Consider the following 25,860-nt stretch of genomic DNA (forward strand, 5'->3'; position numbering starts at 1 on the left):
TGCGGGGTTCGCAACAATAGATATAGCGTATAGCAGGACTAAAGGTCTTTTGATAACTAAAATTGCTGCTCCCAAAACCAGCACAATATAAATCTTAGAATCTTAGCGACTCAGAACCTCAGAACCTTTCTTAATCTACATTAAGTGCTTTTAATCCATGACGGTGGTATCTTTGTACTATAAAAATAACAAATACACAAAATCATGGAAAATATAGTATTGCACAAAGCAGAAACAAGAGGAAATGCAAATCACGGATGGTTGAACGCTTACCACAGCTTTAGTTTTGCAAGCTGGTACAATCCGGACAGAATTCAGTTTGGAGCACTTCGTGTTTTGAACGATGACACGATTGCAGGCGGAATGGGATTTGGAACGCATCCACACGATAATATGGAAATCATTACTATTCCGCTTGAAGGTGATTTGGCACACAAAGACAGTATGGGAAACACTGAAGTGATCAAAAACGGTGATATTCAGGTCATGAGTGCCGGAACCGGAATCCAGCATAGTGAGTTTAACCCGAATGCAGATCAGCAGACAAAATTACTGCAAATCTGGCTGTTTCCAAACAAAAGAAATGTTACGCCGCGTTACCAGCAAATTACATTGAATGTTGCAGACAGACACAATAAACTGGCTCAGGTTTTGTCTCCAAATGCAGATGATGAAGGAGTTTGGATTCATCAGGATGCCTGGTTCAACATGGGGAATTTTGACTCAGGAATTGAAACAGAATACAAAATTAAAAAAGAAGGAAACGGAGTGTATGCTTTCATTTTAAAAGGAAATGTAACCATCAATGGTCAGGAATTAAATACCCGCGATGCTGTTGGAATTTCAGGAACGGATATTTTAAATATAAAAGCAAATACAGATGCTGAATTCCTGTTGATGGATATTCCGATGAATTATTAATTTGCAAAATACAAAAAATATTTTTTTTAAAGTAACGGTAATTAATCTGTAAATCAGATTATTGCCGTTTTTTTTTATTCAATAATCGGTTTGATTTAGGTTTAAGTATAGAAATATAAGAAAAAGGAAAAAATAAACATGTTTGTTTTTAACTCATGAAAGTCATCCAAACTGTTATTACTTAATCTAGGTTAAGTGCCTTTTGAATGCTGTCAGCATACCTTTGTACTATCAAAATGAAATTATAATATTTAAAAAATAAAATTATGGCAACTACAAAATGGTCAATTGACCCAACTCACTCAGAAATTGGTTTTAAAGTTAAACACATGATGTTTACAAACGTTTCAGGAAAATTTGGAACTTATGAAGCCACAATTACAACAGAAGGTGATGATTTCGAAAATGCACCTATCGAATTCTCCGGCGATATTGCTTCTATCGATACAGGAAATAATGACAGGGACAATCACCTAAGAAGCGGTGATTTTTTTGATGCTGAAAATCATCCAAAATTAACTTTCAAAGGTTCTTCATTCAAAAAAATCAATGATGGAGAATACGAACTAACTGGAGACTTGAATATTAGAGGAATTTCTAAAACAGTAACTTTTCCGGTAGAATTTAGCGGTATCCTGACTGATCCATGGGGAAATACAAAAGTGGCTTTAAGTATCGAAGGAAAAATAAACCGTAAAGACTGGGGTCTAAATTGGAACTCTGCTCTTGAAACCGGAGGTGTTTTGGTTGGTGAAGAAGTGAAACTGAATATTGAATTGCAGTTTGCTAAACAGGCTTAATTACAATCTAAATAAAAAGAGAAACCCTTCATGTAATTCATGGAGGGTTTCTCTTTTTTAATATTTTAAAAGCTAATTAAGCATTAGCCGTAGCAGCTTCTTTGTCAATTTTATTGATTAAACCTGCCAAAACTTTTCCAGGTCCAACTTCTGTAAACAAAGTAGCGCCGTCAGCGATCATTTGCTGTACAGACTGTGTCCACTTAACAGGAGCTGTCAACTGAATAATTAAGTTCTTTTTAATTTCGACTGCATCAGCAACCGCATTTGCAGTTACGTTTTGGTATACCGGACAAATAGGAGTAGAAAAAGTAGTGGCTTCAATAGCTGCTGCTAGTTCTTCTCTTGCAGGTTCCATCATCGGGGAGTGAAAAGCGCCTCCAACAGGTAAAATCAAAGCACGTTTTGCTCCGGCAGCTTTCATCGCTTCGCACGCTTTTTCAACTGCTGAAGTTTCTCCTGAAATTACTAATTGTCCCGGGCAGTTATAATTTGCCGCAACCACAACTCCGTCAATAGAAGCACAAACTTCTTCTACAATATTATCGGCAAGTCCTAAAACTGCTGCCATTGTAGATGGTGTTATTTCGCAGGCTTTTTGCATCGCCAAAGCACGTTGTGAAACTAATTTCAATCCGTCTTCAAAAGATAAAGTTCCATTAGCAACCAAAGCTGAAAATTCACCTAATGAATGTCCTGCCACCATTTCCGGTTTGAAATCATCTCCTAAAGTTTTGGCTAAAATAACCGAATGTAAAAATACAGCCGGCTGTGTTACTTTTGTTTCTTTTAGTTCTTCGGCAGTGCCTTCAAACATAATATCTGTAATTCTGAAACCTAAAATTTCATTGGCTTTTTCGAACAATTCTTTTGCTAATGGTGATGTTTCATATAAGTCTTTGCCCATTCCTGTAAATTGTGCGCCCTGACCCGGAAATACGTATGCTTTCATTTGTCTAATTTATTTTTGTTTTTTTTTGAAATTGAAATTAGTTTCAATTGAAAGGCAAAAATAGCATTTTTTTAGCTCGTATAATCCTTAAAAATATAAATCCACGCTAATCTTGAGAATCGGAGATTGAAAGAAGTCAACAGGATGATGACAACAGCAATTATCGGAATAATTCTTAAATCGAATGTGTTTTCAAAGAAAAACTGCGCTATACAATATGTTGCAATTCCCTGAGCTACTGTCAGACCATAATTTACATACATGGCACCAAAGAAAAACCCGGGTTCTTTTTGAAATTTATAATTGCAATGGCTACAATGTTCATTCATTTTTGGAAAGCCAAAATTCAGGAAAATATTTTTGTCCTTAAAAACTTTTCCTTTATGACAAACCGGACATTTGTTGCTTAAAATATGAGTTAATGCATTAGACATGATATTGTTGTTTTATATTTATACAAAGGTAAATCAGATTGGATCAAAACCTTTTTTATATCTTCGCCACTTATAGCACAATAAAGACATTTTATCATGAAAAAGTATCCGGTTTATAGTGTTCAGAATTTTAGCTGTAATGACATTCACCGTGATTTTTACGTGAATACGTTTAAGGAGCATTTGAAAAATCACAGTTTTGTAGAGGAACCTCATCGGCATGATTCGTATTTGATGGTTTTTTTTACGGATGGTTCCGGAATGCATGAAGTCGATTTTGACCGCTTTGAGATTAAAAAAGGAAGTTTATTCGTCCTGCAACCCGGACAAATGCATCATTGGAGTCTGTCTGATAACATTGAAGGGTTTGTGATTATATTTTCCCAGGAACTTTACAATTTATATTTCGGAAAGAAAAACATCAATGATTATACTTTTTATCATTCGATTCACAATCGTCCTGAAATGGTTTTTGAAGCCGAAGAAATGCCAAAGATTGTACCTTATTTTAAATTATTGAATGAAGAAAATAAACAGCCTAATGATTTTCAACTGCATAAAATGCTGAATTTACTGGATTGTATTCATATTGAAATTGCCCGTAAATATGGTGAAACTTATTCGCATCAGACCCATTCGTACAACATTAAAATAAGCGCATTTGAGAAGCTTTTGGAACTGCATTTTAAAGAAGAAAAATTACCTTCTTTTTATGCTGATAAATTAAGCATCACCTTAAAACACCTCAACCGAATCTGTAATGAAATTTTACAAAAAACAGCCACAGATGTGATTATGGACCGTGTAATTCTGGAAATCAAACGAATGCTTACAGACAAACAATTAGCTGTAAACGAAGTCGCTTCAGCAGTTGGGTATGATGATTATTCTTATTTTTCAAGGGTTTTTAAAAAACAAACCGGAATTTCTCCAACGGCTTTTCGGGATTTTAAAAAATAAAAAATTTCACCATATAAGTGATGTAAGTTCATTTAAGTTTAGCGTATAATCTGTTTTCTAAAAGAATTTCGACTTCGCTCAATATTACAAAAAGTAAAACGTATATTTTTTTATATCACTTAATATGGTTTAAAAACTGCTTTAAATTAAGTAGTAACGGTTTCTAAAATTTTAAAGTTGCTTTTTGGTGCTTCACATAAGGAGCAGCAATAGGTTTCGGCTAAATCCGTAAATAAAATACCTTTCGATATATTCTGATCCGGATCTCCATATTCAGGATTATACAGAGAAAGACATTCCTGACATTGGAAAACATCCAGTTGAGGTTTTTCTTTTTTCTGATTCTTTTCGGTTGTTTCGGGGATTGAATTCCCTAGTTCTTCAAAGTATTTTCGGCTTAGTTCAATCAAAATGGTCGGCAGTTCCAGCTTGTCAATATCTTGTGAGTGTACAATATATTCGCGTGTATTTGGGTCAAAATTCTTTGCAAATAAGACATTGTAGGTGTCACGTATTTTAATCGATTCCAGATCTTTTGGCAAATCATTTTTTTCTACTACAATCGAAGTGAAATAATGCCCATCACGATTGTATTCAGATATTCCGAAAGTTAATCCGTACGTACTAATATCAAACTGATCAAGCGTTCTGACCAAAAAGGTTTTGAGGTTCAAAGCCCATTCCATTGCGACAGGTAAATGCCAGTTTAGTTCTAAAAGAGAATGACGGACATTGATTCCTTTTTTTCCTAAAAACTTTTCCCATTCCAGTTTCCTGTCTTTCGGAATTCCTTTTATTATAAATGATTTCCAAGGGGTGATACATATTTTTCCGATTTTGCAATCGAAACACAAATCACACATTTGTTTCAGGAATTCTAAATCATACAGATTATTTCTCCAGTACAAACCGAGCCAATACTGGTCAATTCCCATTCGGTTCATGCCTTCGTAGTACGGAAAAGGATAAAATGGAACATTTAATGGTTTGTCAATCGTTCTGTTATTGGTGTCTAAAGCTTCACTTACCAAACTAAAAATCATATCGATTCCGTATGATTCTTCAGAAACAATACGCTCAATTTCGTAATAAAACGTGGCAATATCCCAGCTGTAAATCAAGACCGGATACACTTCCATACGCTGCCATTTCGGCAAACGAATGTAGAGGTACCAATAATCTTCATGATCAGAAGCTATAAAATTAAGATGCCCTGTAAACAATGGAACCAGTTGTTGCTTAGGGTCGTTGATGTTTACTTTTAGTTTGGGTTGTTCTTTAAATTGTTCTAAAATATATAAAAACTTATTGCCTGTCAGCCAGTTGGTGTTTCTGAAAATATCCGTTGAAACATAAGAAGAAACGATATTGTTGCCGCTCTTTTCATCAGGAAACACAAAATGATGTTTCCCCATTTTTTCTTTATCCAAAGCTTTAAAGCCCTTAGAAAAAATAATATCCTGTCTTGAACCAAATGAAATCGAATCTAAACCCTGATCTGCAGCCATATTGACTACTTCCCTAAGTTCCCCAGGCGAAATAACGCCTCCTTTTACTATTAATCTCGTTAATTCCATGTTCTTATAGTTTTTTTAGTTTGCTTCGCCAGTTCGGCTTCCAGCCTCGAGTCATGTTTCAAGTTTCAAGTTTCTCTCCATGCGATTAACTTGAAACCTGAAACAAAGAAAACCTGAAACAAAATTTTTTAAACTTTACATTTTGCTAAAATCTCTTTGACTTCTGTTTTACAGCTTCCACAGCCTAATCCGGCTCCTGTATTTTTACATAAGTCCGTAAAATTATTCACTCCGCTTTTAATCGTTTCTTCGATATTTCCGATACCGACCTGACTGCAGGAGCAAACTAATTTTCCAAGAACCGGCTTGGCATTTGAACTCCCTCTAAGCAATGAATTTCGTTTTTCTGACAATTCGATTTTACTTTCGATCATGGTTTTAAACTCGGCAAATTCGTTTTTGTCGCCCATTAAAATAGCGCCTACCAGCAAATCATTTTTAACGATACATTTTTTGTAATACCGCTGCTTTAAATCGGCAAAAACAATTTCTTCATACGAATCATCGTTTTCCGGAATTTCAACCTGACCGATGCTGCACAAATTAATATCTTCCAGTTTCAGAATATTCATTAGTACAGAACCTTTGTAATAACTGCTGATATCCCCCGCTAAAAAGTTAGCCAGAATATCGGCCTGCTCTTCAGCTGCTGATGTGATTCCGAATAACTGGTTATTGAATTCGGCTATTTCCCCAATAGCATAAATATCAGGATTTGACGATTGTAAATACTGGTTTACTTTTACTCCGCGACCGCAGGAAAGGCCTGTTTCTCTTGCTATTTCGATATTCGGAATCGTTCCAATCGTATATACAATAGCATTTGCGGTAATGATACGTCCACTTTTCAGTGCTATTTCGAGTTCGTTGTCGTTATCCGTTTCAAAGACGGTACTCACTTCATTATCAAAATAAATCTGGATATCACGAAGCTGCACTTCTTCAGCCAATAATTTACTTGAAATACGGTCCAATTGACGTTCCATCAAACGGGACGCCCTTTGGATTATGGTAATTTTTACTTTTTTATGTTTTAAGGCTGCTGCTAATTCTAATCCCAACAATCCTCCGCCAACGATTACTACATGCTGTTCCTCAGGAGGCAAATTGGTGTCGTCAAGGTGTTTTTTTAAACGATCAGCATCTTCTTTTCGTCTCACGGTAAAACGTCCAGGCAAATGTAATTGTGCATTTTCAGGCACAAAAGGGCGGCTTCCCGTAGCCAAAATTAATGAATCGTAAGAATGTATGTCGCCATTACTGTCAATAATGGTTTTTTCGGCAGCATTTATTTTGCCAACGGCGACACCGGCATTCATCGTGATTTTTAGCTTATTCAGAGCTTCACCATCCTTCACCTTTAATAATTGCTTCCACGAAAATTCTCCCGTCATATATTCTGGAAGTAATACCCGATTGTAAAACGGATTGAGTTCATTTGAAAAAACCACAATTTCATCGGTAGAATTGAATTCCCGATAATTTTGAATGAAACGGAAAGCCGCAGCACCTGCTCCAATAATCGCAATTTTCTGAAATGGTTTCACATATTTGGTAATTGAAACCGTTGTATATTTAAAATCAGGTTCTTTTGAAATTGGATCAATCAGGGTATTCGTTAAATTATTGGTTCGGTTCAAATCATTTTCAAGCTGTTTCCCCCAGTGCATGGGAAGAAAAACTACTTTTTCCCTGATCGAATCGGTAACTTTTGCTTTTACACGAACCTCGCCATTTTTGCTGGTTACGATTACGATATCACCATCTTGAATTTCAGCTTTAAAAGCATCAATTGGATTAATTTCAAGCACCGGGCTAGGTGTATGCGTCATTAATCGGGCCACTTTACCGGTTTTGGTCATCGTATGCCATTGGTCACGAACTCTTCCTGTAGTTAAAATAAATGGAAATTGAGGAGATGGCACTTCAGACGTGTTTTCAATAGATATTGGTAAATTAAAAATCGCTTTTTGTGATGGCGTATAGAATTTTTTATCCGTAAAAAGGCGAGGCGTTCCTGGGTGTCCATAATCAGGAACCGGCCATTGAAAAGTACCTTCGGTTTTTAATCGGTTATAATTTAGAAATGAAATATCAATATTGGTGTTTTTTGTCAAAGCGCAATGTTCTTTGTAAATCTCTTCGGCACTATTGAAATTGAAACCGCTGAAATTCATTTTTTTAGCAAAGCGAATTAAAATTTCGATGTCCGGAAGCGCTTCACCTGGAGGATTGATACCCTTTGGAAGATAAGCAATACGACGTTCAGAATTGGTCATTGTGCCTTCTTTTTCCAGCCATCCTGCAGCGGGTAATAATAAATCGGCATATTTAGCAGTATCAGCATTATGTGAAATATCCTGAACGACAACAAATTTGGCATTTTGCAACGCTTTTTCGATTCGACGGGAATCAGGCAAGCTTACTAACGGATTGGTGCAGATGATCCAAACGGCTTTCATTTTGCCTGATTCCAGTGCTTCGAACATTTCGGTTGCAGTCAGACCCGGTTTATCTGATATCGAGTCAACACCCCAAAAATCAGCTACTTCTTTTCGATGCTCCGGATTTGCAATGTCTTTGTGGGCTGCAAGCAAAGTTGCCATTCCGCCAACTTCTCTTCCTCCCATTGCATTAGGCTGCCCTGTTAGTGAAAAAGGGCCTGAACCCGGCTTTCCAACTTGTCCTGTTAATAAAGACAAATTCAATAAAGCGGTATTTTTATCTACTCCAACTGCACTTTGATTAAGTCCCATAGCCCACAAGGAGATAAATCCTTTTGCTTTTCCAATGGTATCAGCGGCCAGTTTAATGTCGTTAACTGAAATTCCGCATAATTTTGAAGCTTTTTCAAGTGAAGTGTTTAAAACTAAATCTTTATATTCTTTAAAATTTTCCGCATGATTTTTTACGAAGTCATGATCTACATATCCTTTTTCGATGATTCGTTTTGCCATGGCATGATATAAAATAATATCAGAACCCGGAATGATCTGTAAATGCAAATCGGCGAAAGCAGCAGTATCTGTTCTTCTCGGATCAACAACAATAATTTTTATTTTCGGATTATTTTCTTTGTGTTTTTCTAATCTTCTGAATAAAATAGGATGGCACCAGGCAGGATTTGCTCCTGTGATTAAAAAGGTATCAGCCAATTCAATATCGTCATAAGCAATTGGAACAGAATCTTCTCCAAATGTTTTTTTATACCCAACTACCGCAGAACTCATACAAAGCCTGGAATTGGTATCTATATTATTGGTTTTTAAAAAACCTTTTACTAATTTATTTACTAAATAATATTCTTCGGTTAAACACTGGCCTGAAATATAGAAACCAACACTATCAGATCCGTGTTTTTTTATGATAGAAGAAAAAACAGCAGCAGCACGATCAATTGCAGTATCCCAGCTTACACGTTCTAAAGGATACGATTTGTTTCCGCGCATTTGTGGATACAGAATCCTGTCTGAAGTATCATTTACAACATAATGCAAATTTCTCCCTTTAGAACACAACATACCCTTGTTTACAGGATGGTCTTTGTCTCCTTCAACCATTACACCACTTTTGGGATCATTTGTTACAATAATTCCGCAGCCAACGCCACAGTAGGAGCAGGTAGTTTTGATTTTTGTGTTTTGCATCACGCTTGTTTTTAAATACTACAATTGTTGTCTTTTAATAAGTTTTTAGATTAAGCACTTATATAAATCTGGACAAAAATAAGTATTTTTACGTATAAATACTTATTTTGTTGATTTATTTTTCTATTTTTGAATTAAAATAAATAAGGAGCGGGAAATTTGTTTGGATATAGTAATTAATGAGTAGTCATTAGTTTAAATTTAAAATTAGACTGAATTCAGAATTACGTATTATTTATTTAGTTGAAGCTAATCCTCATTACTAATCACTATGAACTAAAATAGCTAAATAAGTCGATATCATGAAAGAAGAACTGGCCATTTGTTATACCTGTACAAACGAAAACTGTTTCATAAAAAAACACCTGCATTTAGAGCAGATGAAACAGTATGTTGCTAAAAAACATAGTTTTACCTGCAAAAAATCACAACAGTTTATTATTGAAGGCGCACCTATTCAGGGACTTTATTTTATCTGTAAAGGAAAGGTAAAAACGGTAAAAACGGGAATTAATGGGCGTGAACAAATAGTTCGTTTAACCAAAAACGGAGACACAATTGGATTTCGTGGTTTCGGAACAAGTAAACGTTATTTGATTGGTGCTTATGCTTTAGAAGATACAGTTTTGTGCAATTTTAGTAATGAAACGATGATGGAAATACTTCAAAATGTCCCTGAATTCACGTATGATTTAATGCTTTTTTATGCTGATGAATTAAACAAAAGCGAAAACAATATTCGAAAAATCGCCCACATGAATGTTAGGGAACGTGTAATTGATTTACTCTTGTATATTCACCGTAAGTTTGGCCAAACCAATGGTTTAATAGAAATAGAACTCTCCCGAAAAGAAATTGCCGACTTTGCCGGAACTACTGAAGAACAGGCAATTCGCATACTTTCAAGCCTTAAAAAAGAAGCACTTATCAAAACAGTTGGCAAAAGAATTGGCTTATTGGCACTTCCAAAACTGCAATCCGAAATAATGGAACATAAATATTTCTAATTAAGATCTAAGTAGTTATACATTTCTTTTTCATAAATCTCCTGATTAAGTATTTTTGACAATCACTTAGGAATAACTCTACGTATATTTCTATGATCTTTTACTTTTTACACTCAAAAAGCAATTAAAAAAGCCTTTTTTTATCCAAATAAACTTTTAATTTCTAAAAATATTACCCAAAATCTCAAAACAAGGCATTTGTAAAGCCTTATTATGACTTGGTTTTTTCAGGTTTTATGCGATAACACAGTAAATCAATTGATTTTAAAACGCTTTTTTTAGTTGAAAAAAAATGTTTTGATATGGAAAAAACACACTACTTAAGTATTAATACGTATGTAAGTTTGCTTCATACTAATCAAAACAAATAACCATGTCTACATTAACAAATTTGCTATTAAAGAATCAAAGTCAAAAAAAAGAAGGTTTTTTTAATTCAAAACTTTCAAAAACAATTGTATTGGGAGTTGCTATAACTTGTTTAGGTAAATTTGAAGCCAAAGCACAATTTACACTTACAGGCCAAATAAGAGAGCGTGTTGAAATGCGTGCAGGACAAGGAACACTACAGCAAGATGGAGATAAGGCTGCCTTATTTACAAGTCAAAGAACAAGATTATCTGCAGGATATACAGGATATCGTTTTAAAATTTATACTTCATTACAAGATGTTCGTGTTTGGGGTCAGGATGCTTCTACTATCAACAGAACAACTACGGAAGCTAATAACGGAATTTTATTACACGAAGCCTGGGCAGAAATTTCATTAATAGATACCTTAAGTACTATTCAAAATTTAAGTATCAAAGCAGGACGCCAGGAAATTGCTTATGACGATCAGAAAGTTTTAGGAAGCTTAGACTGGTTACAGCAAGGAAGACGCCACGATGCAATCGTTTTTAAATATGCAAACAAAGGCTGGATTGCAGATGTCGGAGCAGCCTTTAATCAAAACAAAGAACTTAACACCGGAACCATTTACAACGGTACCAATTCAGCTTATGGTGCGGGTACAAACGGAATCGGGACTATGTATAAATCATTTCAATATGCCTATATAGGAAAGAAATTCTTTTTTGGTGATTTGTCTTTTCTATTCTTTAAAGATGATTTCAATAAATATACCAACGTAACCTCTGGAACACCTGCTGTAACTACAAAAGTAAATGGCGAAGGCGTTTGGAGCAGAAACACGACCGGAATTTACTATAACGTAAATGCAACCCGAAAATTAAATTTCATGGGAAGCTTCTATCACCAGGGAGGTCATGACAAGGACGGAAGATCTTTAAGTGCCAATATGGCTTCTATCACATCAACGTATCAGGTTGGAAGAAAACTATTCATAGGCCCTGGGGTTGATTATTTATCCGGTGATGACGGAACAAAAGCCGTAACCGCTACTTCTGACAATAATCGTTTTGATCCATTATACGGGACGCCTCATAAATTCTGGGGAAGCATGGATTATTTTTATGCGGCCAATGGATTCGGAAAACAAGGATTACTGAATTATTTCTTTAAAATAAAATATAACGCTAAAGACAATCTAAGCTTCAATTTAGATATCCACGGTTTTGAATCGGCGAACAAAATATCTAACGGTGCAGGAGGAAAATTAAACTCTTATTTAGGTACCGAAGTTGATTTGACAGTAAGATACAACCTGACAAAAATCATCAATTTTGAAGCAGGTTACTCTATAATGAAAGCAACAAATGCTATGGCTTCTACAGCAGTTAAAAATATTGCCAATGCAGATTTGACACCACAGTTTGCGTATGTAATGCTAAATATCAAACCCAATTTTTTAGCTAAAAAATAAATTCTAAATAATCTTTAAATCTATTTAAAATGAAAAAAATAAACACACTCACAAAAAAAATATTGACTTTAGTAATAGTCATGATCGTTTCCTTTACAGGAGTAAAAGCTCAGAATGACCCTGTAAGATTAGGATTTATTCCACTTACGGATTGCTCGCCAATCGTAATGGCAAAAGAGTTGGGACTGTTTAAAAAATACGGCGTTGAAGTTGTTGTAACCAAAGAGTCATCATGGGCCAATGTTCGTGACAAAATTTTAACCGGAGAATTAGACGGAGCGCACTGTCTGTATTCAATGCCATTTTCGGTTTACACAGGAGTAGGAGGAAAAGCAGGTTCTGAAATGAAAATCGCCATGATGCTTAACGTAAATGGTCAGGCAATTACACTTTCTAAAGATTTTTGCGGGAAAGTTGGTTTCAAGCAAATGAATAAAGTCGCCCCGGTCGTTGCAGCCAAGTTGAAAGCTGAGAAAGAAGTGACTTTCGCTATGACTTTCCCGGGAGGAACGCATGATTTATGGTTACGCAACTGGATGGCAATTGCAGGTGTGAACCAAAAAACATCTAAAATCATTACGATTCCGCCTCCGCAGATGGTAGCCAATATGAAAGTTGGTAATATGGACGGATTTTGTGTTGGAGAGCCTTGGGGAGGAGTTGCGGTAAAACAGGGAATTGGTTTCACACAAGTGGCCTCTCAGGACATTTGGAAAGACCATCCTGAAAAAGCTTTGGTAGTAAACAAAGAATTTAGTGAAAAACGCAGAACAGATCTTGTAAAAGTAATGAAAGCTGTTTTAGAAGCCTGCATTTGGTTAGACAATCCGGGCAATCGGAAAAAAGCAGCTGCCATAATCGGAAAAGCACCTTATGTAAACGCACCAGCAGATGTTATCGAAAACAGATTAATGGGGAACTATGACTTAGGCTGTAATCAGGGAACTCAGATTTATGCTAAAGATTATATGTTGTTTCACAAAGGCGGAGCTGTAAATTACCCTCGTAAATCACACGCAATCTGGGCAATGGCACAATTTGTACGTTTCGGGATGTTAAAAGAAGCACCAAATTATAAAGCAATCGCAGACAAACTGATCTTGCAGGATTTATATGAAGAGGTTGCCAAAAGCATGAAGGTAAAAGTGCCAAATGATGATATGAAGCCTTTCTCTCTAACCATGGACAAAACGGTTTTTGATCCTTCAAATCCTACAGCTTACCTCAAAGCAGTTAAATAATAAAGTTCTTTTTATTCCTGTACACAAAAGTTTGTTTCTTGCCACAGATTTAATGTCTTTAAAAATTATCCTTTACACCTACTTAAAGTTTTAATCTGTTAGAATCATTTTAGCTGTGGCCAAATTTACTTACTCGGGAATTAATAAATCTAATTTTTAAATTTAAATTACAATATCATGTCTGATAAAGATACCTTAACACTAAGTGCTGTTTCCGGTCAAGCCGAAGTTTTGACACCAGGCACTTCAAATGATTCCGTAAAAAATGACAAAATAAAATTGATTATCAGTCAATTTGCAGGAAAATTAAAATCGACTGTCTTCGCAGGAATCGGAGTTCTGGTTTTTATAGGCTTTTGGAGTTTGTTAAGCATTTACACCAAAGATGCACTTCCGGGACCATTGGCGACTTTTACCGTTTTAAAAGAAATGCTAAGCGATCCGTTTTATGATTATGGTCCGAACGACAAAGGAATCGGTTTACAGTTATTCAATTCGATCAAAACCGTTCTAACGGGATTTTTGCTAGGATCTTTAATAGCAATTCCAATTGGAATTCTGATGGGGGCGAGTACTATTTGTAAACAAATTTTTTATCCAATCGTACAGCTTTTAAAACCGGTTTCGCCTTTGGCCTGGTTTCCAATCGGGTTAGTTGTTTTTAAAGATACCGGAATGGCGACTATTTTTATTGTTTTCATTACCTCATTATGGTCCACTTTAATCAACACTTCTTTTGGTGTGGCTTCGATTCCGCAGGATCACAAAAATGTAGCAAAAGCTTTTGGATTTTCGAAAATGCGTTATTTAACCAAAATTCTGATTCCGTATAGTTTGCCTCATATTATTACAGGATTACGTTTGAGTATCAGTGTGGCCTGGCTGGTAATTGTTGCCGGGGAAATGCTTTCAGGAGGAGCAGGTATTGGGTTCTTCGTGTGGGACAGCTGGAATGCCCTAAGCCTGGAAAAAGTAATCTCTGCCATTATCATCATCGGAATTGTGGGACTTCTTTTTGATAAATTATTCACTTTTATTGAAAGTAAAGTGGCTTATAAAGCCTAAGAAAAAAGGTTCTGAGGTTCTAAGCAAAATACTAAGTTTTTTTCACTTGAAACCTGAAACCTGAAACTTTTCAAAAATTTAAAACTAAAACATCATGAGTTATTTAGAAATAAAAAATTTAGAAATATCATTCCCAACTCCAAAAGGAAAATATATAGCAGTAAGAGACATTAATTTATCTATTCAAAAGGGAGAAATTATCTCTATTATCGGGCATTCAGGCTGTGGAAAATCAACTATTATGAATGCTATTGGCGGAATGTTAACTCCAACCGGAGGAACAGTTGAATTGGCCAATGAAAAAATAAAAGGACCGGGACCTGATCGCGGAATCGTTTTTCAAAACTATTCGCTTTTGCCTTGGCTGACTGTTGAAGAAAATATTTTTCAGGCTGTTGATTCAGTAATGAGTATTTCTAAAAAAGAGAAACACGATATCGTAATGGAGAACCTTAAAATGGTGAATCTTTTTGAGCATAAAGATAAATTGCCGGGACAACTTTCTGGCGGAATGAAACAGCGTGTGGCCATTGCGAGAGCTTTCGCCATTAACCCTGGAGTACTGCTTCTGGATGAACCTTTTGGTGCTTTGGATGCCTTGACAAAAGGTTCTATGCAATTGGAAGTCTTGAAATTATGGAACTTGAATAACCGCGAAAAAACGATTGTCATGATTACACATGATATCGAAGAAGCCCTGTTTTTATCAGACAGAATTGTCGTTTTAAATAATGGTCCTGCATCTACTATTCGTGAAATTGTAGAAGTAAAGCTGCCAAGACCAAGAAATAAAATTGAAATCGTAAAAACTCCTGAATATATCGAATTAAGGGATCATTTATTGCATTTGCTGACAGATAAATTCTCTATTGAGGACATGGGAATGGTTTATAAGAGTTAGTTTTTAATTAATTTTGTTTAGCAGAGAATTCCTGTAATGACATACATTATGGGATTTTCTATTAAAAAATCAATCTAAAACTTTCCAAAAATAACTCAAAACGGATAATTGTTTCTATGCTTATTGTTTCAATCAAATTTCATATTGATTCTCAAAAAAGAGTCATTACGTATGATTTAATTGAAACATTTGAATATTTAAAGGTCAATTAAAATACTGATAAAAAAACCTCAATCTCTTTTAAGTAATTTATAAAGAGATTGAGGTTTTTTATTATTTATTGAGATTTATTTTTCTTCTTCATTAGCGAAGAAACCTGTAAAAAATCCTTTTTTCTTAATTTTAATAATATCGGAACCTTCTGTGTCTGAATTTTCAGAAACAGTCTTTTCGATAACTTTTGAAGTCATGGCAGCTTCTGCATTATTTTCTACAACCTCGTTTTCATCTGAATTATTGGATTCCAAAATACTGTTGATGTATTCTACAAATGTTTGATTACGTTCTTCCAGAAAACCAATCAGATAATTTTCGCTGGCTACTACACCGCTAGCCTGTTCAATATGCAGCAGTTTTTTATATAATGTGATCACTTTTTTCAAAGCTTTGCTCTCTTCTGATAAAGAATTCTGCCTGCTGGTATATGTGTATTCTCCGTTTTTATCTGTTGCCGTATTAATTTCATTAATAACCCAATAATATCGGCCAGTTTTTGCCATATTCTTAACCAATGTGATAAAATGTTTTCCTTCAGAAATAATTTCCCACATGATTTTGAATATCACTCTGGGCATATCCGGATGTCTGGTTATGTTGCAACTTTTGGTAATTAATTCAAAATCATCATAACCACAAACATCAATGAATGCTTCATTGGCATACATTATGGTTCCTTTAGAATCGGTTTTACAAAGCAAAGTTTTTGTTTTATCCCATATCACTTCTCGGTCAGAAGGTGTTGGTCTTTGTGTTAATTCAAATACTTTGTCATCTGTACTCATTGGACTTATATTATATTTAGATTCTTCCGCTCCCATTTTCTTATTTTTTTAATCAATAAATATATCATTTTGGATCATCGACAAAATTAACATAATTTTCGCAATTGAGTGTTTACGAGTAGTATTTTTTAATCAATAAGTCAAAATTAACAAAAACGTAATATAATTCTCAGTTAAACAAGGTTTTTTGTAAATATTTTTAATTCGTGTATTTTTGTGTATCTGATAAAATGACCACTTTTTTTATATATCTAAATTGTGAAATTATTAAAATTAGTCTGTCTAAAAAAAGCAGATTGCTTTTTTTAGACAGTTAATACTGCCTAAAAACGCTTTTTTTTTACGTCCAACGACCTATTGTTTCTTAGCAAATAATTAATAAATCAATATTTTTGAAATGAACTCAAAACAATATAACATGAAAAGAATTTTTTTAACATTGATTTTATTATTGGTAATGATTGTACCTATTTTTTCTAATTTAATTTTTGTCGATCAGGTCATTCCTGTCACTACTCCCAAGTTTGATTCCGGGGATACAGCCTGGATGATTGTTGCGAGTGTCTTAGTATTATTGATGACTCCGGGACTTGCTTTTTTTTACGGAGGTTTAGTGGGTAAAAACAGTGTGATTACTACTATGCTGCAAAGTTTTTTGGCCATGGTTGTGATTGCTGTCTTGTGGATAATAGTAGGTTACAGTTTAAGTTTTGGCCCTTCTGTTAGAGGAATTATCGGAGACCCGAGTACCCATTTCTTTTTTCAGGGCGTTGGTATACAATCCAGCTGGATTTTATCACCTACTACACCATTGATTATTTTTGCAGTCTATCAAATGATGTTTGCCATTATTACGCCTGCCCTAATTTCGGGTTCATTTGCAGAACGTATCAATTTACTTCCTTATATATTATTTATTGCCTTATTTTCATTATTTGTGTATGCTCCAATTGCACACATGACCTGGCATCCTGATGGATTCTTTTTTAAATTGGGAGTTTTGGATTTTGCCGGAGGTACAGTTGTGCACATGAGTGCTGGCTGGGCTGCATTAGCAGGAGCAATCTATTTAGGAGAACGAAAACTGCACGTTTCTAAAGCGGAGCAGGTTCCGTATGTACTTTTAGGAACAGGAATTTTATGGATTGGATGGCTGGGTTTCAACGGAGGATCAGCCTTAGCGGCGAATGGTCTGGCGGCACAGGCCATAGCCAATTCGGTTGTAGCTGCTGCAGCGGGCGGATTTGCCTGGATGTTTCTGGATAAAATTAGAGGTTATGAAATTACTGCTGTCGAAACCTGTCTGGGAATTCTGGTTGGTTTAGTAGCCATAACTCCTGCTTCTGGTTATGTAAGTATTGAACATGCCGTTTCGATAGGCTGTATTGCCAGTATCATCAGTTATATTATAGTGAGTGAATTCAAAATCATAAACGATGCACTGGATGTATTTGGCTGTCACGCCTTAGGTGGAATTTCTGGTATGTTATTGACCGGAGTTTTTGCCAATAAAGCCATTAATCCTGGTATTACTGAGCCTGGTTTGTTATTTGGTGGTTCAACATTAATCGTAAACCAGATTATTGCTATAGTAATTGTTTCTGTATTTTCTTTTGCGGTTTCTTATTTACTATTTATTATCGTCAATGCCATTTCGCCTATTAAAGTAAGTGAACAACAGGAAATTGATGGATTGGATGGTAATCAGTTCATTAATAAATAAAAACCTTTTTTGCGTTAAGCACTTTTGTTCAAAGTCATTATTTGTCATTCTAACCAATGATAAATAGTGGCTTTTTGTTTGGTAAATCGTGGCAGACTAAAACCCCAATAGAGCTTACACAGGGCTAAAAAACTCTGAAATTGGTAACAATTTTGGTTTAGTTGAAGTATTCCGTGCTAAGCTGAAGCAAAGGTATAATAAGTTGAAATGAGCAGCTGTTAGTTATAATAAAGTCAGTAACATTACTAAAACGAACAACGACACCTATATAGTCATAGCCTTATAATCAAATATCGAAGACAGAAAAGCAACAGAATTAGTTTATAAAGTAAATGCAAAAGCAAAAAAACAAACCACTAAGAATGAAGTGATTTGGTCAGTTAAAATGCTGAAATTTAATAGCCGTTTTTAAAATATAAAAGAGGCTGTCTATGCTTTTTAGACAACCTCTTTTGTATTCGGGTACCTGTCTGAAAATTTTTCTAAATAAGCGATTTTCAGAGGGTAGTTGAGACTTTTTAGACGGCCTCTTTATTTTATTTAATTATTTTAACAGAAATTCTTCTGTTTTCTTTTCTATTAGCTTCATTATCATTTTTGAACAAGGGAAATTCCTGCCCATAGCCTTTTGTTGTAATTCTATCCTCAGTAATTTTTAATTTTATCAGCGCATCTTTTATTGAATTTGCTCTTTTCAGGCTCAAAGTTTCATTGCTTTTGGGATTGCCTAAATTATCGGTGTAACCTGCAATTTCTATTTTGGTTTTTGGAAAAGAAGATAAAATCAGGGCAATGTTCGTTATTTGTTCTTCAGAATCAATAAAATACGAAGGAGCTCTGTCTTTAAAATGGATTCTGTCTAAAACAATCCAGTATCCTGAACCATTGAGACTGTTAGAATTATCGAGAATAAAATCCAGAATGGCTTTCTCACTGCCTTTTTCCGGTATGGTAATAATATCGTCACTTGGCAGCATATAATCGATGTAGTCACCGAGTTTGTTAATATCTTTAAATTCGATGTTCTGAGGCTGTTTTTCGGCATCGATATTGGTTTCTGTTGCGGTTGTTTCTTGTTTGGAACCAGCCATAAAAAACAATGATAAACCCACTAGAAGTATTGCTGCTATGGCAAACATCATTTTTTTAGACAAACCAGACTTTGTCGCTTCTTCTATTGCTTTTTCCTGAATATCCTCTTTGGGGTCTTTCTCTGCTACTTCGTCTTCAAAATGGGATTTGATCTGGGCTTTATCTATTTTTTGTTCAACAAAATAACAAATTACTACAATAATCGACATCTTAAAGATTCTTTCAGCAGAATCTAATTTGATGAAGGTTTTTTGAGCAATAGACTCCGTGATAATATCCAAATCAAGGGAAAAATTCAATTCAAAATTTTCACTAAGCTCATCCAATGAAGTATCATTGGTTAAAACAGCCGGGATATTCTGGATTATATTTTCATAGGTATTTCTTATTTTATAGGCGTCTTTATAAAATAAGTCTATTTTGAAACTATCGGTAGTGTCAATTATTTTTTTTACAATTATCTCTAACGATAAATCAATAGCCTTGGATACACTATTTTCAAATTCGTCCAAATATTTGCTTGATTCGTTGATATTGTAATTGCTGATAGACCTTTTTAGAATTTGAATTTGTTTTGAATACATTGTGATGGAATGGAGTATTTGGGTTAAATTAAAGTAAAACCTGATTTCAAGGCAATTTTGTCGTTTTTAAACAAATAAATGGTATAATTTCCTTTTGATAAAGCTGACAAAGGAAGGCCTGATATTTCCTCTAAATTTTCTCCTGCATAGCTATAGTCTTCGTGGTAACTATAATCTAAAACAATGGAACCAAATTTGTGCGAAAGTTTGTATCCTATTACCTCTCCTTCGGGATTAATAATTTGGACATAATATCTTCCTTTTGAATCACTTACATTAGGATTTCCACGTATCAAAAATTTGATCCTGCAAAAATTCACCATATCCGACTTATCCGTTGTAACCATTTTGGTCAACGTTTTGTTTGCCGAATAAGTTTCTACTTTCAAATTGGCAAAAACTACATTTTTACTTTTAGTAACATTAAGGTGTTCAGAAAGACTGGTACCACGATTGGATGGCAAATTAACTTTAGTATTATCGTAACCACTGCCGTTACTTTCTTCTTTATTCTTTAAAACAGTCAATGTACTGTCCTGTTTATTTTTCAAAGCTTCGTATTTCTCCACCAATTCCATTTTATCGCTTTTGAGAAGTATTACCTGTTTTTTAAGTTTAACAACTTCTGTTTTGTATTTGTTCAGTTCTTCTACTGTGGCTTTTGATTCTTTTAATTCATCAATCAGATTGGTGATTTTTTGCTGTTCTACCAATAATTCTTCTTTAATAGAACTGTTTTCATTGATTACAGATGCAATCGAATCTCTTGATTTGGTAAGATTGTCAATTAATGCTGTTTTTTCAGTATTAAGTTTAGCATTACTTTCATATAGATAATAGGAATAGCCTCCTGTAATTAACAATAAAAGTAATAAAATGAGTCGTTTTTTACTAATGCTTTTGTTTTCTGTCATAGTATTTTTTTTTTCAAATTTATAAAATGAAAAATTTCACACCAAGCTATTTACAGCTAAAAGTCTATTTGTATAGCATTATTGCATTATCAATATAAAAGCATTTTTGATTTTATTAATTAGTTAATTTTTCATAATTGAAATGATAATTGTAAAAAATGTAGTGGTTTTATTAGATATTTTCAATACTGAAAAATGTAATTTTTCTCTCTGAGATGGCGTTTTCTCCTCATTCATAAAACTCAAAACCGGCTTTTATTATTTTCTTCAGATAAAAATCATCATTGCTATAAATTATTTTCTGCCAGTCAGGATTTCAGCATTTTGATTTAAAATTAACGGTATTATTTTCCTGATTGATTGTTCTGCAAATAAGAATCACTCATTTTTGAAAGAGTTGAACAATAATTGGTGACCAGTATTTTTTGCGTGCTTTTTTAGAAAGATTCAAAAATTCTTTCAAATAGGAAATGGTTGCCGCTGGTGTTATTTAATCGTCATTGTCATAAAAGAAATCTTCCCGCATCTACTATTCGTGAAATTGTAGAAGAAAAGCTGCCAAGACCAAGAAATAAAATTGAAATCGTAAAAACTCCTGGGTATATCGAATGAAGGGATCATGTATTGCATTTGCTGATATATAAATTCTCTATTGAGGATATGGGAATGGTCTATAAAAATTAATTGTTTTATCAAGACATATCGTTAGAGACGCACAGAGTAGTGTGTCTCTAATTTTTAAAGGATTTTTACAACTTAAAAACAACGTATAATAGATTATCTCTTTCCAGCTTTCGCAGCCATAACTAATCCGTCCAGCCAGTCCTGATGACCATTTATCATAGGATTTGGTTTAGTTTTTGCTAGCTCAAGGGCAGGTCTTCCTATTTGTGACTCCTGAGTTAAAATCCGGACACGTCCACCTTCTACTATTTCAATAAGCCAGGCATGTATAACATCTAGCCGTTTATCAGCATCTCCTTCTACCCAGCCGTGCCATGCTAATCGTGCCGGCTGTCCTGATGTTGCCGGTATATATTCAGTTATTTGCGCTTCAACAGGAAGACCAAATGTTTTGAACCGAAAACGAGCCCCCAGATAAAACTCAGTGTCCTTTTTGTTGATAAATTCTATATCAGACGAGTTACTGTAATAATACGGCCAACAAAAAGGGTTGGTTAGATAAGGCCAGATCTCATCTGCCGTTAAACCTGCAATAATGACTTCATTTGAACAATAATTATCTGTTGTTCCTGGTAAATATTCTTCAGGCCAATTAATTGAATTTTGCATGTTATAATATTTTTTAAATTAATTATTACTATAAAAATTATAGTTGCAATATTATTGATAGTTAATTAATTTTGCAATAACTATCTAAATGGATAGGCTTAAAACCAAGATTATGAGAAAAGAATGTTTAGGAAATCATGTGAAACTTCATGGAAAAACGTACCCTTGTACCGTTAGTCTGGCAATGAATTTAATAGGTGGGAAATGGAAAGCCGTGATTCTTTATCATCTTAAGGAAGGACAAAAAAGATTCAGTGAACTTCGGAAAGAGATACCTGCTATTACTGAAATGACATTGAGTTTACAATTAAGACAACTTGAAAAAGACGAATTAATTACACGAAAAGTTTATGGTGATAAGCCACCAGTTAAAGTAATTTATGAGTTAACTGTATTTGGTAAAACTTTTATTCCTGCTTTGGAATCAATCACGCAATGGGGAAATCAGGTCGTGACAGAAAAGGGGGAATTTGTAGCAGAAAATTAACGATTTAAAAAAAGCAGAGACACTAAAGAGCGCTTCTCTGCTTTTTTAGTTTTTAAAGATTTTCGTACCAATCCAAAATATAATCAGCGACATCTTGCCAGCCTTTTTCGCCACAGATAAAATGGCTTTTATCATCAAAAATCTTTACATCGGTTTTGCTGTTGGGATCTTGATATTTATGGGCAATCTTTTTAGTTAATTCAGGTGGGAATATCGCATCTTTTCCTCCTCCAATAAATAGAATCGGTTGATGTGGTTTTTTGAAATTAACATTTGAGAAAGATTTTAGCAGGGTTTCTCTTATTGTTTTTCTGCTTTCAGTAACGGCAACTAAATTATATGCTTTATCTTGTTCTGTTCTTGGGAGTGTATTAAAAAATGCCTTATTATACCAATCTCTGCTTCCTAAATAATACTTTTTTAAAGTAAAAAAATTCACAGCAGGCCAGATAGTTTTTACAGTAGAAAGTGGTGGCAAAACATTTTTTGGAGGTGCTCCACTGATGCTGACTGCGGCATAGACTTTATCTAGATCCAGAAGTTTTTGTACTGCAAGCCCAGCCATCGAATGTCCGATTACGAGTGGTTTTTCAGGCAGTCTGTCAATAAATCTTGCAATTTTTGTTACGACATCAACAAAACCGGTGTTAACAAGTTCATAATGAAGGTTTTTTCGCAGTCTGTAAGGATCTCCTTCATGTCCGGGGTTTGGTGGTGCATAAACAGTAAAACCCTTTTGTTGGAGATAAGATTCCCATTCAGACCAACTGTTATTATTCACGAACATACCATGTACCAATACAATTGTTTTTGATTTTGTCATTATATAATTTCCTTAAATTAGATATTCTTTAATTCAAAATAGGGTTAAAGGAAAATGAGAAACATCCTTTTCAAAATTTCCGGGATGTTTGGTGGTAGATAGTATATTTGCTTACGAAATTACAAGTTACAATTTATGTTTTAACTCACTTTTTTAGTGTTAATTATTTTTACGTATGCATACGTGAAAAAGCATTCTGTATATCTTAAAAGTTTCATATGAAATAATTTTTTTTGCAACGAACCGAATAATAGCATCTTTTCAGCTATGTGATAAACACTCTTTCTCTTCTGTTGGTTTCAATTAAATGATATCATAATCAGAAAATCCCATAAGAGAACATACCATGTTCTTTATGCGGATTTATACCAGAGCGTAGCATAGGTGTTGTCAGTAAATTTGAGTCTTTCAGGATTTACATAAACATAAATCATAACAATGCAGGAATTGTAAGATAAAATACACTTTACCTTTTCCTTAGCTGTCATATTTCATTTCAAGCGATTATTTTAATAAGATAAAATACGATAAGCGATTTAAATTAAATGTCGCTTTGTATTAAATCTTAACCAATAAATTTTGTTATGCCGCTATTTATGTCAATTTCTGCAAAATTGTGTTTTCCGATAACGATAAGTAGCTTATCGGTATTATATCCTACATATCTTATTTGAGGTTCTCCCACTTTTGGTTTTCCGCAAACAGAAATTACATTTGTTTGCCATTTTAATTTGCTCCTTTTGTAGGCAGATATTGTTTGAAGGTCGTTTTCAACATAATAAATAATGTTGTTTTTTTTAATTCCTCTTTTTTGTGTTTTTGCAAAATTTATTTCTGAGTTTTTTGAAATTAAAGCATCATTAAGTTTTTCAGAAATGCCTGTTTGAGTCACAAAAAAGGTTAACATAGATAATTTTAAAAAAGGTTTCATAATGATAGAATTTGGGGTTCATAATCGATTCAAATATAATTAATTAAAGTATATAATAAGTTTTTAGTAGGTCAAAAAAAAACGCCCTTTTCCGAAATAAGAAAAGGGCAAAATATAGAAGTTAATTTTAAGGAAAAGCTATTTTTTTTAGGTAAAAATTACTGGATTCATTAAAATTACAGGGTAAGACTAATCCTTGATACCAATTTTAAAGCCTTTAATGTATTCCAAAGGCTTTTTTCCATCATATACCATGTTATCTATGAACTCTGTAGAGGCAGGTTTGTAGCCATCTGTTGTCGGAATTTCGTCTTTGGTTAAAAAACCTTCTTCTAATAATAATCTGGCAGCACTCATCCAGATTTCCGGTTTGTAAATTTCTTTGATTTTAGCATGATACCAGTCATTTGATTTTGGCTCTGAAATCTGCCCCCATCGTTTCATTTGAGTTAGAAACCAAATTCCGTCAGAATAATAAGGATAGGTTGCGTTATATCTGAAAAACACATTAAAATCAGGCACAGATCGTATGTCTCCTTTTTCAAATTCAAATGTTCCCAGCATGGAGTTATCGATGACTCTTTTATCGCCATCAACGTAAGCTGATTTTGATAAGATGCGGGTTGCTTCTTTTCTGTTTACAGGGTCATCCAGCCATTTTCCTGCTTTAATCAGCGCTTTTGTAATAGCAATAGCTGTATTTGGATATTTTTCGACAAATTCCTTTGTCATCACAAACACTTTTTCGGGGTGGTTTTTCCAAATTTCCCTGCTTGTTACAACCGGAACCCCAATTCCCTGATCAACAGCCTGCTGATTCCATGGTTCTCCCACACAGTACGCGTTTATTGTGCCCGCCTGAAGTGTTTCGGGCATTTGTGGTGGTGCTGTTATATTCAGCAATACATCTCCGCCTGTTGTTCCTTTACTTCCCTGAATGTTGTTGTTGTTGTAAAACCCCGGATTAATTCCGGCAGCAGCAAGCCAATAGCGCAATTGATAATTATGATTAGAATAAGCCGATACCACTCCAATAACAAAAGGTTTATTTTGTTTTTTATATATATGCAAAGCCGGCATTAGTGCGCTTGCTGGTATTGGATGTACAGGTCTGCCATACTCCTGCGGAATACTGTCTGCAATTTTTGACCAGACATCTTTAGATACCGTGATAGCGTTTCCGTTTAAATCCATAGAAAATGTTGTAACAAGTGCGCCTTGTCGTCCACAGCCTGCTGCAGCAGCTATGGGTTGCCCTGCAAGCATTTGTGCACCATCTATTTGCTGATCCAGAACTTTGTCTAAAATATCTCTCCAGTTAGCCTGTACTTCCAGTTTTACATTTAAGCCTTCAGCATCAAAAAAACCAAGATGCTTTGCAATTGCCAAAGGAGCCATATCGGTCAGTTTAATGAAACCTATCGTTACATTTGGTTTCTCCAGAACTAATTTTTTTGTTGTTGGAGGATCTGTTATTCTTGATTTTGAAGAGGTTGTTGTTGGATTTTTTCCTTTAAAACTAAAAATAATAAAGGTCACAATAATAAGCATTGACAATCTAAATAATGTTGGTTTCATACCGGTTGATTTTAGGTTTAAAAAAATTATTTGGGCATTTCGATCTAAAGAACAGGGATCACAGTTACTCCTTTAAAGAAATAATTGTATTGGTGTAAAAAAGT

General features: G+C 34.5%; 21 protein-coding genes. 10 read left to right on the forward strand and 11 right to left on the reverse strand.

Annotated features, from left to right (window positions below):
- The first annotated feature begins 204 nt into the window (after positions 1-204).
- The gene (locus DMB65_RS08655) at positions 205-921 is read left to right on the forward strand and encodes a pirin family protein (RefSeq protein ID WP_110306258.1); all 717 of its coding nucleotides are present in this window, start codon (positions 205-207) and stop codon (positions 919-921) included.
- A 266-nt stretch (positions 922-1,187) separates the two neighbouring features.
- The gene (locus DMB65_RS08660; RefSeq protein ID WP_110306259.1) at positions 1,188-1,721 is read left to right on the forward strand and encodes a YceI family protein; all 534 of its coding nucleotides are present in this window, start codon (positions 1,188-1,190) and stop codon (positions 1,719-1,721) included.
- Positions 1,722-1,797: 76 nt separating this feature from the next.
- Here DMB65_RS08660 and fabD read toward each other — a convergent pair whose 3' ends face one another.
- Both fabD and DMB65_RS08670 read right to left on the reverse strand, forming a co-directional pair.
- Complete coding sequence (gene fabD, locus DMB65_RS08665; RefSeq protein WP_110306260.1) at positions 1,798-2,673, reverse strand: ACP S-malonyltransferase; 876 nt, start codon at positions 2,671-2,673, stop codon at positions 1,798-1,800.
- A 71-nt stretch (positions 2,674-2,744) separates the two neighbouring features.
- On the reverse strand, positions 2,745-3,107 hold the full coding sequence (locus tag DMB65_RS08670) for a DUF983 domain-containing protein (RefSeq protein ID WP_110306261.1): 363 nt from the start codon (positions 3,105-3,107) through the stop codon (positions 2,745-2,747).
- A 96-nt stretch (positions 3,108-3,203) separates the two neighbouring features.
- On the opposite strand from DMB65_RS08670, the gene DMB65_RS08675 reads away from it, so the two are divergent.
- A complete protein-coding gene (locus DMB65_RS08675; RefSeq protein ID WP_110306262.1) occupies positions 3,204-4,067 on the forward strand; it encodes an AraC family transcriptional regulator in 864 nt (287 codons plus the stop codon).
- A gap of 146 nt (positions 4,068-4,213) precedes the next feature.
- Here the strand turns inward: DMB65_RS08675 and DMB65_RS08680 are convergent, their stop codons facing one another.
- Both DMB65_RS08680 and DMB65_RS08685 read right to left on the reverse strand, forming a co-directional pair.
- On the reverse strand, positions 4,214-5,644 hold the full coding sequence (locus DMB65_RS08680; protein WP_110306263.1) for a rubredoxin: 1,431 nt from the start codon (positions 5,642-5,644) through the stop codon (positions 4,214-4,216).
- 128 nt (positions 5,645-5,772) lie between these two features.
- Entirely contained in the window at positions 5,773-9,291 is a 3,519-nt protein-coding gene (locus DMB65_RS08685) for a nitrate reductase (RefSeq protein WP_110306264.1), read from the reverse strand.
- Positions 9,292-9,593: 302 nt separating this feature from the next.
- Here DMB65_RS08685 and DMB65_RS08690 point away from each other — a divergent pair, with 302 nt between their 5' ends.
- The 5 genes from DMB65_RS08690 to DMB65_RS08710 all read left to right on the forward strand — a co-directional run bounded on the left by DMB65_RS08690 (position 9,594) and on the right by DMB65_RS08710 (position 15,330).
- Positions 9,594-10,298, forward strand: a complete 705-nt coding sequence (locus tag DMB65_RS08690) for a Crp/Fnr family transcriptional regulator (RefSeq protein WP_110306265.1) — start codon at positions 9,594-9,596, stop codon at positions 10,296-10,298.
- Between the two features lie 373 nt (positions 10,299-10,671).
- Positions 10,672-12,123 (forward strand): alginate export family protein, encoded by a 1,452-nt coding sequence (locus tag DMB65_RS08695; protein ID WP_110306266.1) that lies wholly within the window; start codon positions 10,672-10,674, stop codon positions 12,121-12,123.
- 29 nt (positions 12,124-12,152) lie between these two features.
- Positions 12,153-13,364: a CmpA/NrtA family ABC transporter substrate-binding protein gene (locus DMB65_RS08700; RefSeq protein ID WP_110306267.1), complete on the forward strand. Its 1,212-nt coding sequence runs from the start codon at positions 12,153-12,155 to the stop codon at positions 13,362-13,364.
- 177 nt (positions 13,365-13,541) lie between these two features.
- On the forward strand, positions 13,542-14,429 hold the full coding sequence (ntrB, locus tag DMB65_RS08705; protein WP_051872830.1) for a nitrate ABC transporter permease: 888 nt from the start codon (positions 13,542-13,544) through the stop codon (positions 14,427-14,429).
- 94 nt (positions 14,430-14,523) lie between these two features.
- Positions 14,524-15,330, forward strand: a complete 807-nt coding sequence (locus DMB65_RS08710) for an ABC transporter ATP-binding protein (RefSeq protein WP_110306268.1) — start codon at positions 14,524-14,526, stop codon at positions 15,328-15,330.
- A 287-nt stretch (positions 15,331-15,617) separates the two neighbouring features.
- Here the strand turns inward: DMB65_RS08710 and DMB65_RS08715 are convergent, their stop codons facing one another.
- Positions 15,618-16,367 carry a PAS domain-containing protein gene (locus DMB65_RS08715; RefSeq protein WP_230470630.1) on the reverse strand — a complete coding sequence of 250 codons (750 nt, stop codon included), beginning with the start codon at positions 16,365-16,367 and terminating at the stop codon, positions 15,618-15,620.
- 382 nt (positions 16,368-16,749) lie between these two features.
- On the opposite strand from DMB65_RS08715, the gene DMB65_RS08720 reads away from it, so the two are divergent.
- A complete protein-coding gene (locus DMB65_RS08720) occupies positions 16,750-18,054 on the forward strand; it encodes an ammonium transporter (protein WP_110306269.1) in 1,305 nt (434 codons plus the stop codon).
- 536 nt (positions 18,055-18,590) lie between these two features.
- Here the strand turns inward: DMB65_RS08720 and DMB65_RS08725 are convergent.
- The 3 genes from DMB65_RS08725 to DMB65_RS08735 all read right to left on the reverse strand — a co-directional run bounded on the left by DMB65_RS08725 (position 18,591) and on the right by DMB65_RS08735 (position 21,937).
- On the reverse strand, positions 18,591-19,730 hold the full coding sequence (locus DMB65_RS08725; protein WP_110306270.1) for an OmpA family protein: 1,140 nt from the start codon (positions 19,728-19,730) through the stop codon (positions 18,591-18,593).
- A gap of 23 nt (positions 19,731-19,753) precedes the next feature.
- Positions 19,754-20,644, reverse strand: coding sequence for a hypothetical protein (locus DMB65_RS08730; protein WP_110306271.1), 891 nt, complete (start codon positions 20,642-20,644; stop codon positions 19,754-19,756).
- A 777-nt stretch (positions 20,645-21,421) separates the two neighbouring features.
- Entirely contained in the window at positions 21,422-21,937 is a 516-nt protein-coding gene (locus DMB65_RS08735; protein WP_110306272.1) for an SRPBCC family protein, read from the reverse strand.
- 112 nt (positions 21,938-22,049) lie between these two features.
- Between DMB65_RS08735 and DMB65_RS08740 the strand changes: the two genes are divergently transcribed.
- Positions 22,050-22,424 (forward strand): winged helix-turn-helix transcriptional regulator, encoded by a 375-nt coding sequence (locus DMB65_RS08740; protein ID WP_110306440.1) that lies wholly within the window; start codon positions 22,050-22,052, stop codon positions 22,422-22,424.
- 52 nt (positions 22,425-22,476) lie between these two features.
- On the opposite strand, the gene DMB65_RS08745 is transcribed toward DMB65_RS08740, so the two are convergent.
- The 3 genes from DMB65_RS08745 to DMB65_RS08755 form a co-directional block, all read right to left on the reverse strand.
- Complete coding sequence (locus DMB65_RS08745) at positions 22,477-23,247, reverse strand: alpha/beta hydrolase (protein WP_110306273.1); 771 nt, start codon at positions 23,245-23,247, stop codon at positions 22,477-22,479.
- 565 nt (positions 23,248-23,812) lie between these two features.
- Entirely contained in the window at positions 23,813-24,178 is a 366-nt protein-coding gene (locus tag DMB65_RS08750) for a hypothetical protein (protein WP_110306274.1), read from the reverse strand.
- Positions 24,179-24,367: 189 nt separating this feature from the next.
- Positions 24,368-25,756, reverse strand: coding sequence for a CmpA/NrtA family ABC transporter substrate-binding protein (locus tag DMB65_RS08755; RefSeq protein WP_110306275.1), 1,389 nt, complete (start codon positions 25,754-25,756; stop codon positions 24,368-24,370).
- Between the last annotated feature and the right edge of the window lie 104 nt (positions 25,757-25,860).

The sequence above is a fragment of the Flavobacterium cheongpyeongense genome, from assembly GCF_003202435.1.
Taxonomy (GTDB): Bacteria; Bacteroidota; Bacteroidia; order Flavobacteriales; family Flavobacteriaceae; genus Flavobacterium; species Flavobacterium cheongpyeongense.

Excerpts from the sequence above, each read along its gene's own strand:
- DMB65_RS08655 (WP_110306258.1), top strand. The coding sequence starts at position 205 with ATGGAAAATATAGTATTGCACAAAGCAGAAACAAGAGGAAATGCAAAT.
- DMB65_RS08660 (WP_110306259.1), top strand. The coding sequence starts at position 1,188 with ATGGCAACTACAAAATGGTCAATTGACCCAACTCACTCAGAAATTGGT.
- fabD (WP_110306260.1), bottom strand. The coding sequence starts at position 2,673 with ATGAAAGCATACGTATTTCCGGGTCAGGGCGCACAATTTACAGGAATG.
- DMB65_RS08670 (WP_110306261.1), bottom strand. The coding sequence starts at position 3,107 with ATGTCTAATGCATTAACTCATATTTTAAGCAACAAATGTCCGGTTTGT.
- DMB65_RS08675 (WP_110306262.1), top strand. The coding sequence starts at position 3,204 with ATGAAAAAGTATCCGGTTTATAGTGTTCAGAATTTTAGCTGTAATGAC.
- DMB65_RS08680 (WP_110306263.1), bottom strand. The coding sequence starts at position 5,644 with ATGGAATTAACGAGATTAATAGTAAAAGGAGGCGTTATTTCGCCTGGG.
- DMB65_RS08685 (WP_110306264.1), bottom strand. The coding sequence starts at position 9,291 with ATGCAAAACACAAAAATCAAAACTACCTGCTCCTACTGTGGCGTTGGC.
- DMB65_RS08690 (WP_110306265.1), top strand. The coding sequence starts at position 9,594 with ATGAAAGAAGAACTGGCCATTTGTTATACCTGTACAAACGAAAACTGT.
- DMB65_RS08695 (WP_110306266.1), top strand. The coding sequence starts at position 10,672 with ATGTCTACATTAACAAATTTGCTATTAAAGAATCAAAGTCAAAAAAAA.
- DMB65_RS08700 (WP_110306267.1), top strand. The coding sequence starts at position 12,153 with ATGAAAAAAATAAACACACTCACAAAAAAAATATTGACTTTAGTAATA.
- ntrB (WP_051872830.1), top strand. The coding sequence starts at position 13,542 with ATGTCTGATAAAGATACCTTAACACTAAGTGCTGTTTCCGGTCAAGCC.
- DMB65_RS08710 (WP_110306268.1), top strand. The coding sequence starts at position 14,524 with ATGAGTTATTTAGAAATAAAAAATTTAGAAATATCATTCCCAACTCCA.
- DMB65_RS08715 (WP_230470630.1), bottom strand. The coding sequence starts at position 16,367 with ATGGGAGCGGAAGAATCTAAATATAATATAAGTCCAATGAGTACAGAT.
- DMB65_RS08720 (WP_110306269.1), top strand. The coding sequence starts at position 16,750 with ATGAAAAGAATTTTTTTAACATTGATTTTATTATTGGTAATGATTGTA.
- DMB65_RS08725 (WP_110306270.1), bottom strand. The coding sequence starts at position 19,730 with ATGTATTCAAAACAAATTCAAATTCTAAAAAGGTCTATCAGCAATTAC.
- DMB65_RS08730 (WP_110306271.1), bottom strand. The coding sequence starts at position 20,644 with ATGACAGAAAACAAAAGCATTAGTAAAAAACGACTCATTTTATTACTT.
- DMB65_RS08735 (WP_110306272.1), bottom strand. The coding sequence starts at position 21,937 with ATGCAAAATTCAATTAATTGGCCTGAAGAATATTTACCAGGAACAACA.
- DMB65_RS08740 (WP_110306440.1), top strand. The coding sequence starts at position 22,050 with ATGAGAAAAGAATGTTTAGGAAATCATGTGAAACTTCATGGAAAAACG.
- DMB65_RS08745 (WP_110306273.1), bottom strand. The coding sequence starts at position 23,247 with ATGACAAAATCAAAAACAATTGTATTGGTACATGGTATGTTCGTGAAT.
- DMB65_RS08750 (WP_110306274.1), bottom strand. The coding sequence starts at position 24,178 with ATGAAACCTTTTTTAAAATTATCTATGTTAACCTTTTTTGTGACTCAA.
- DMB65_RS08755 (WP_110306275.1), bottom strand. The coding sequence starts at position 25,756 with ATGAAACCAACATTATTTAGATTGTCAATGCTTATTATTGTGACCTTT.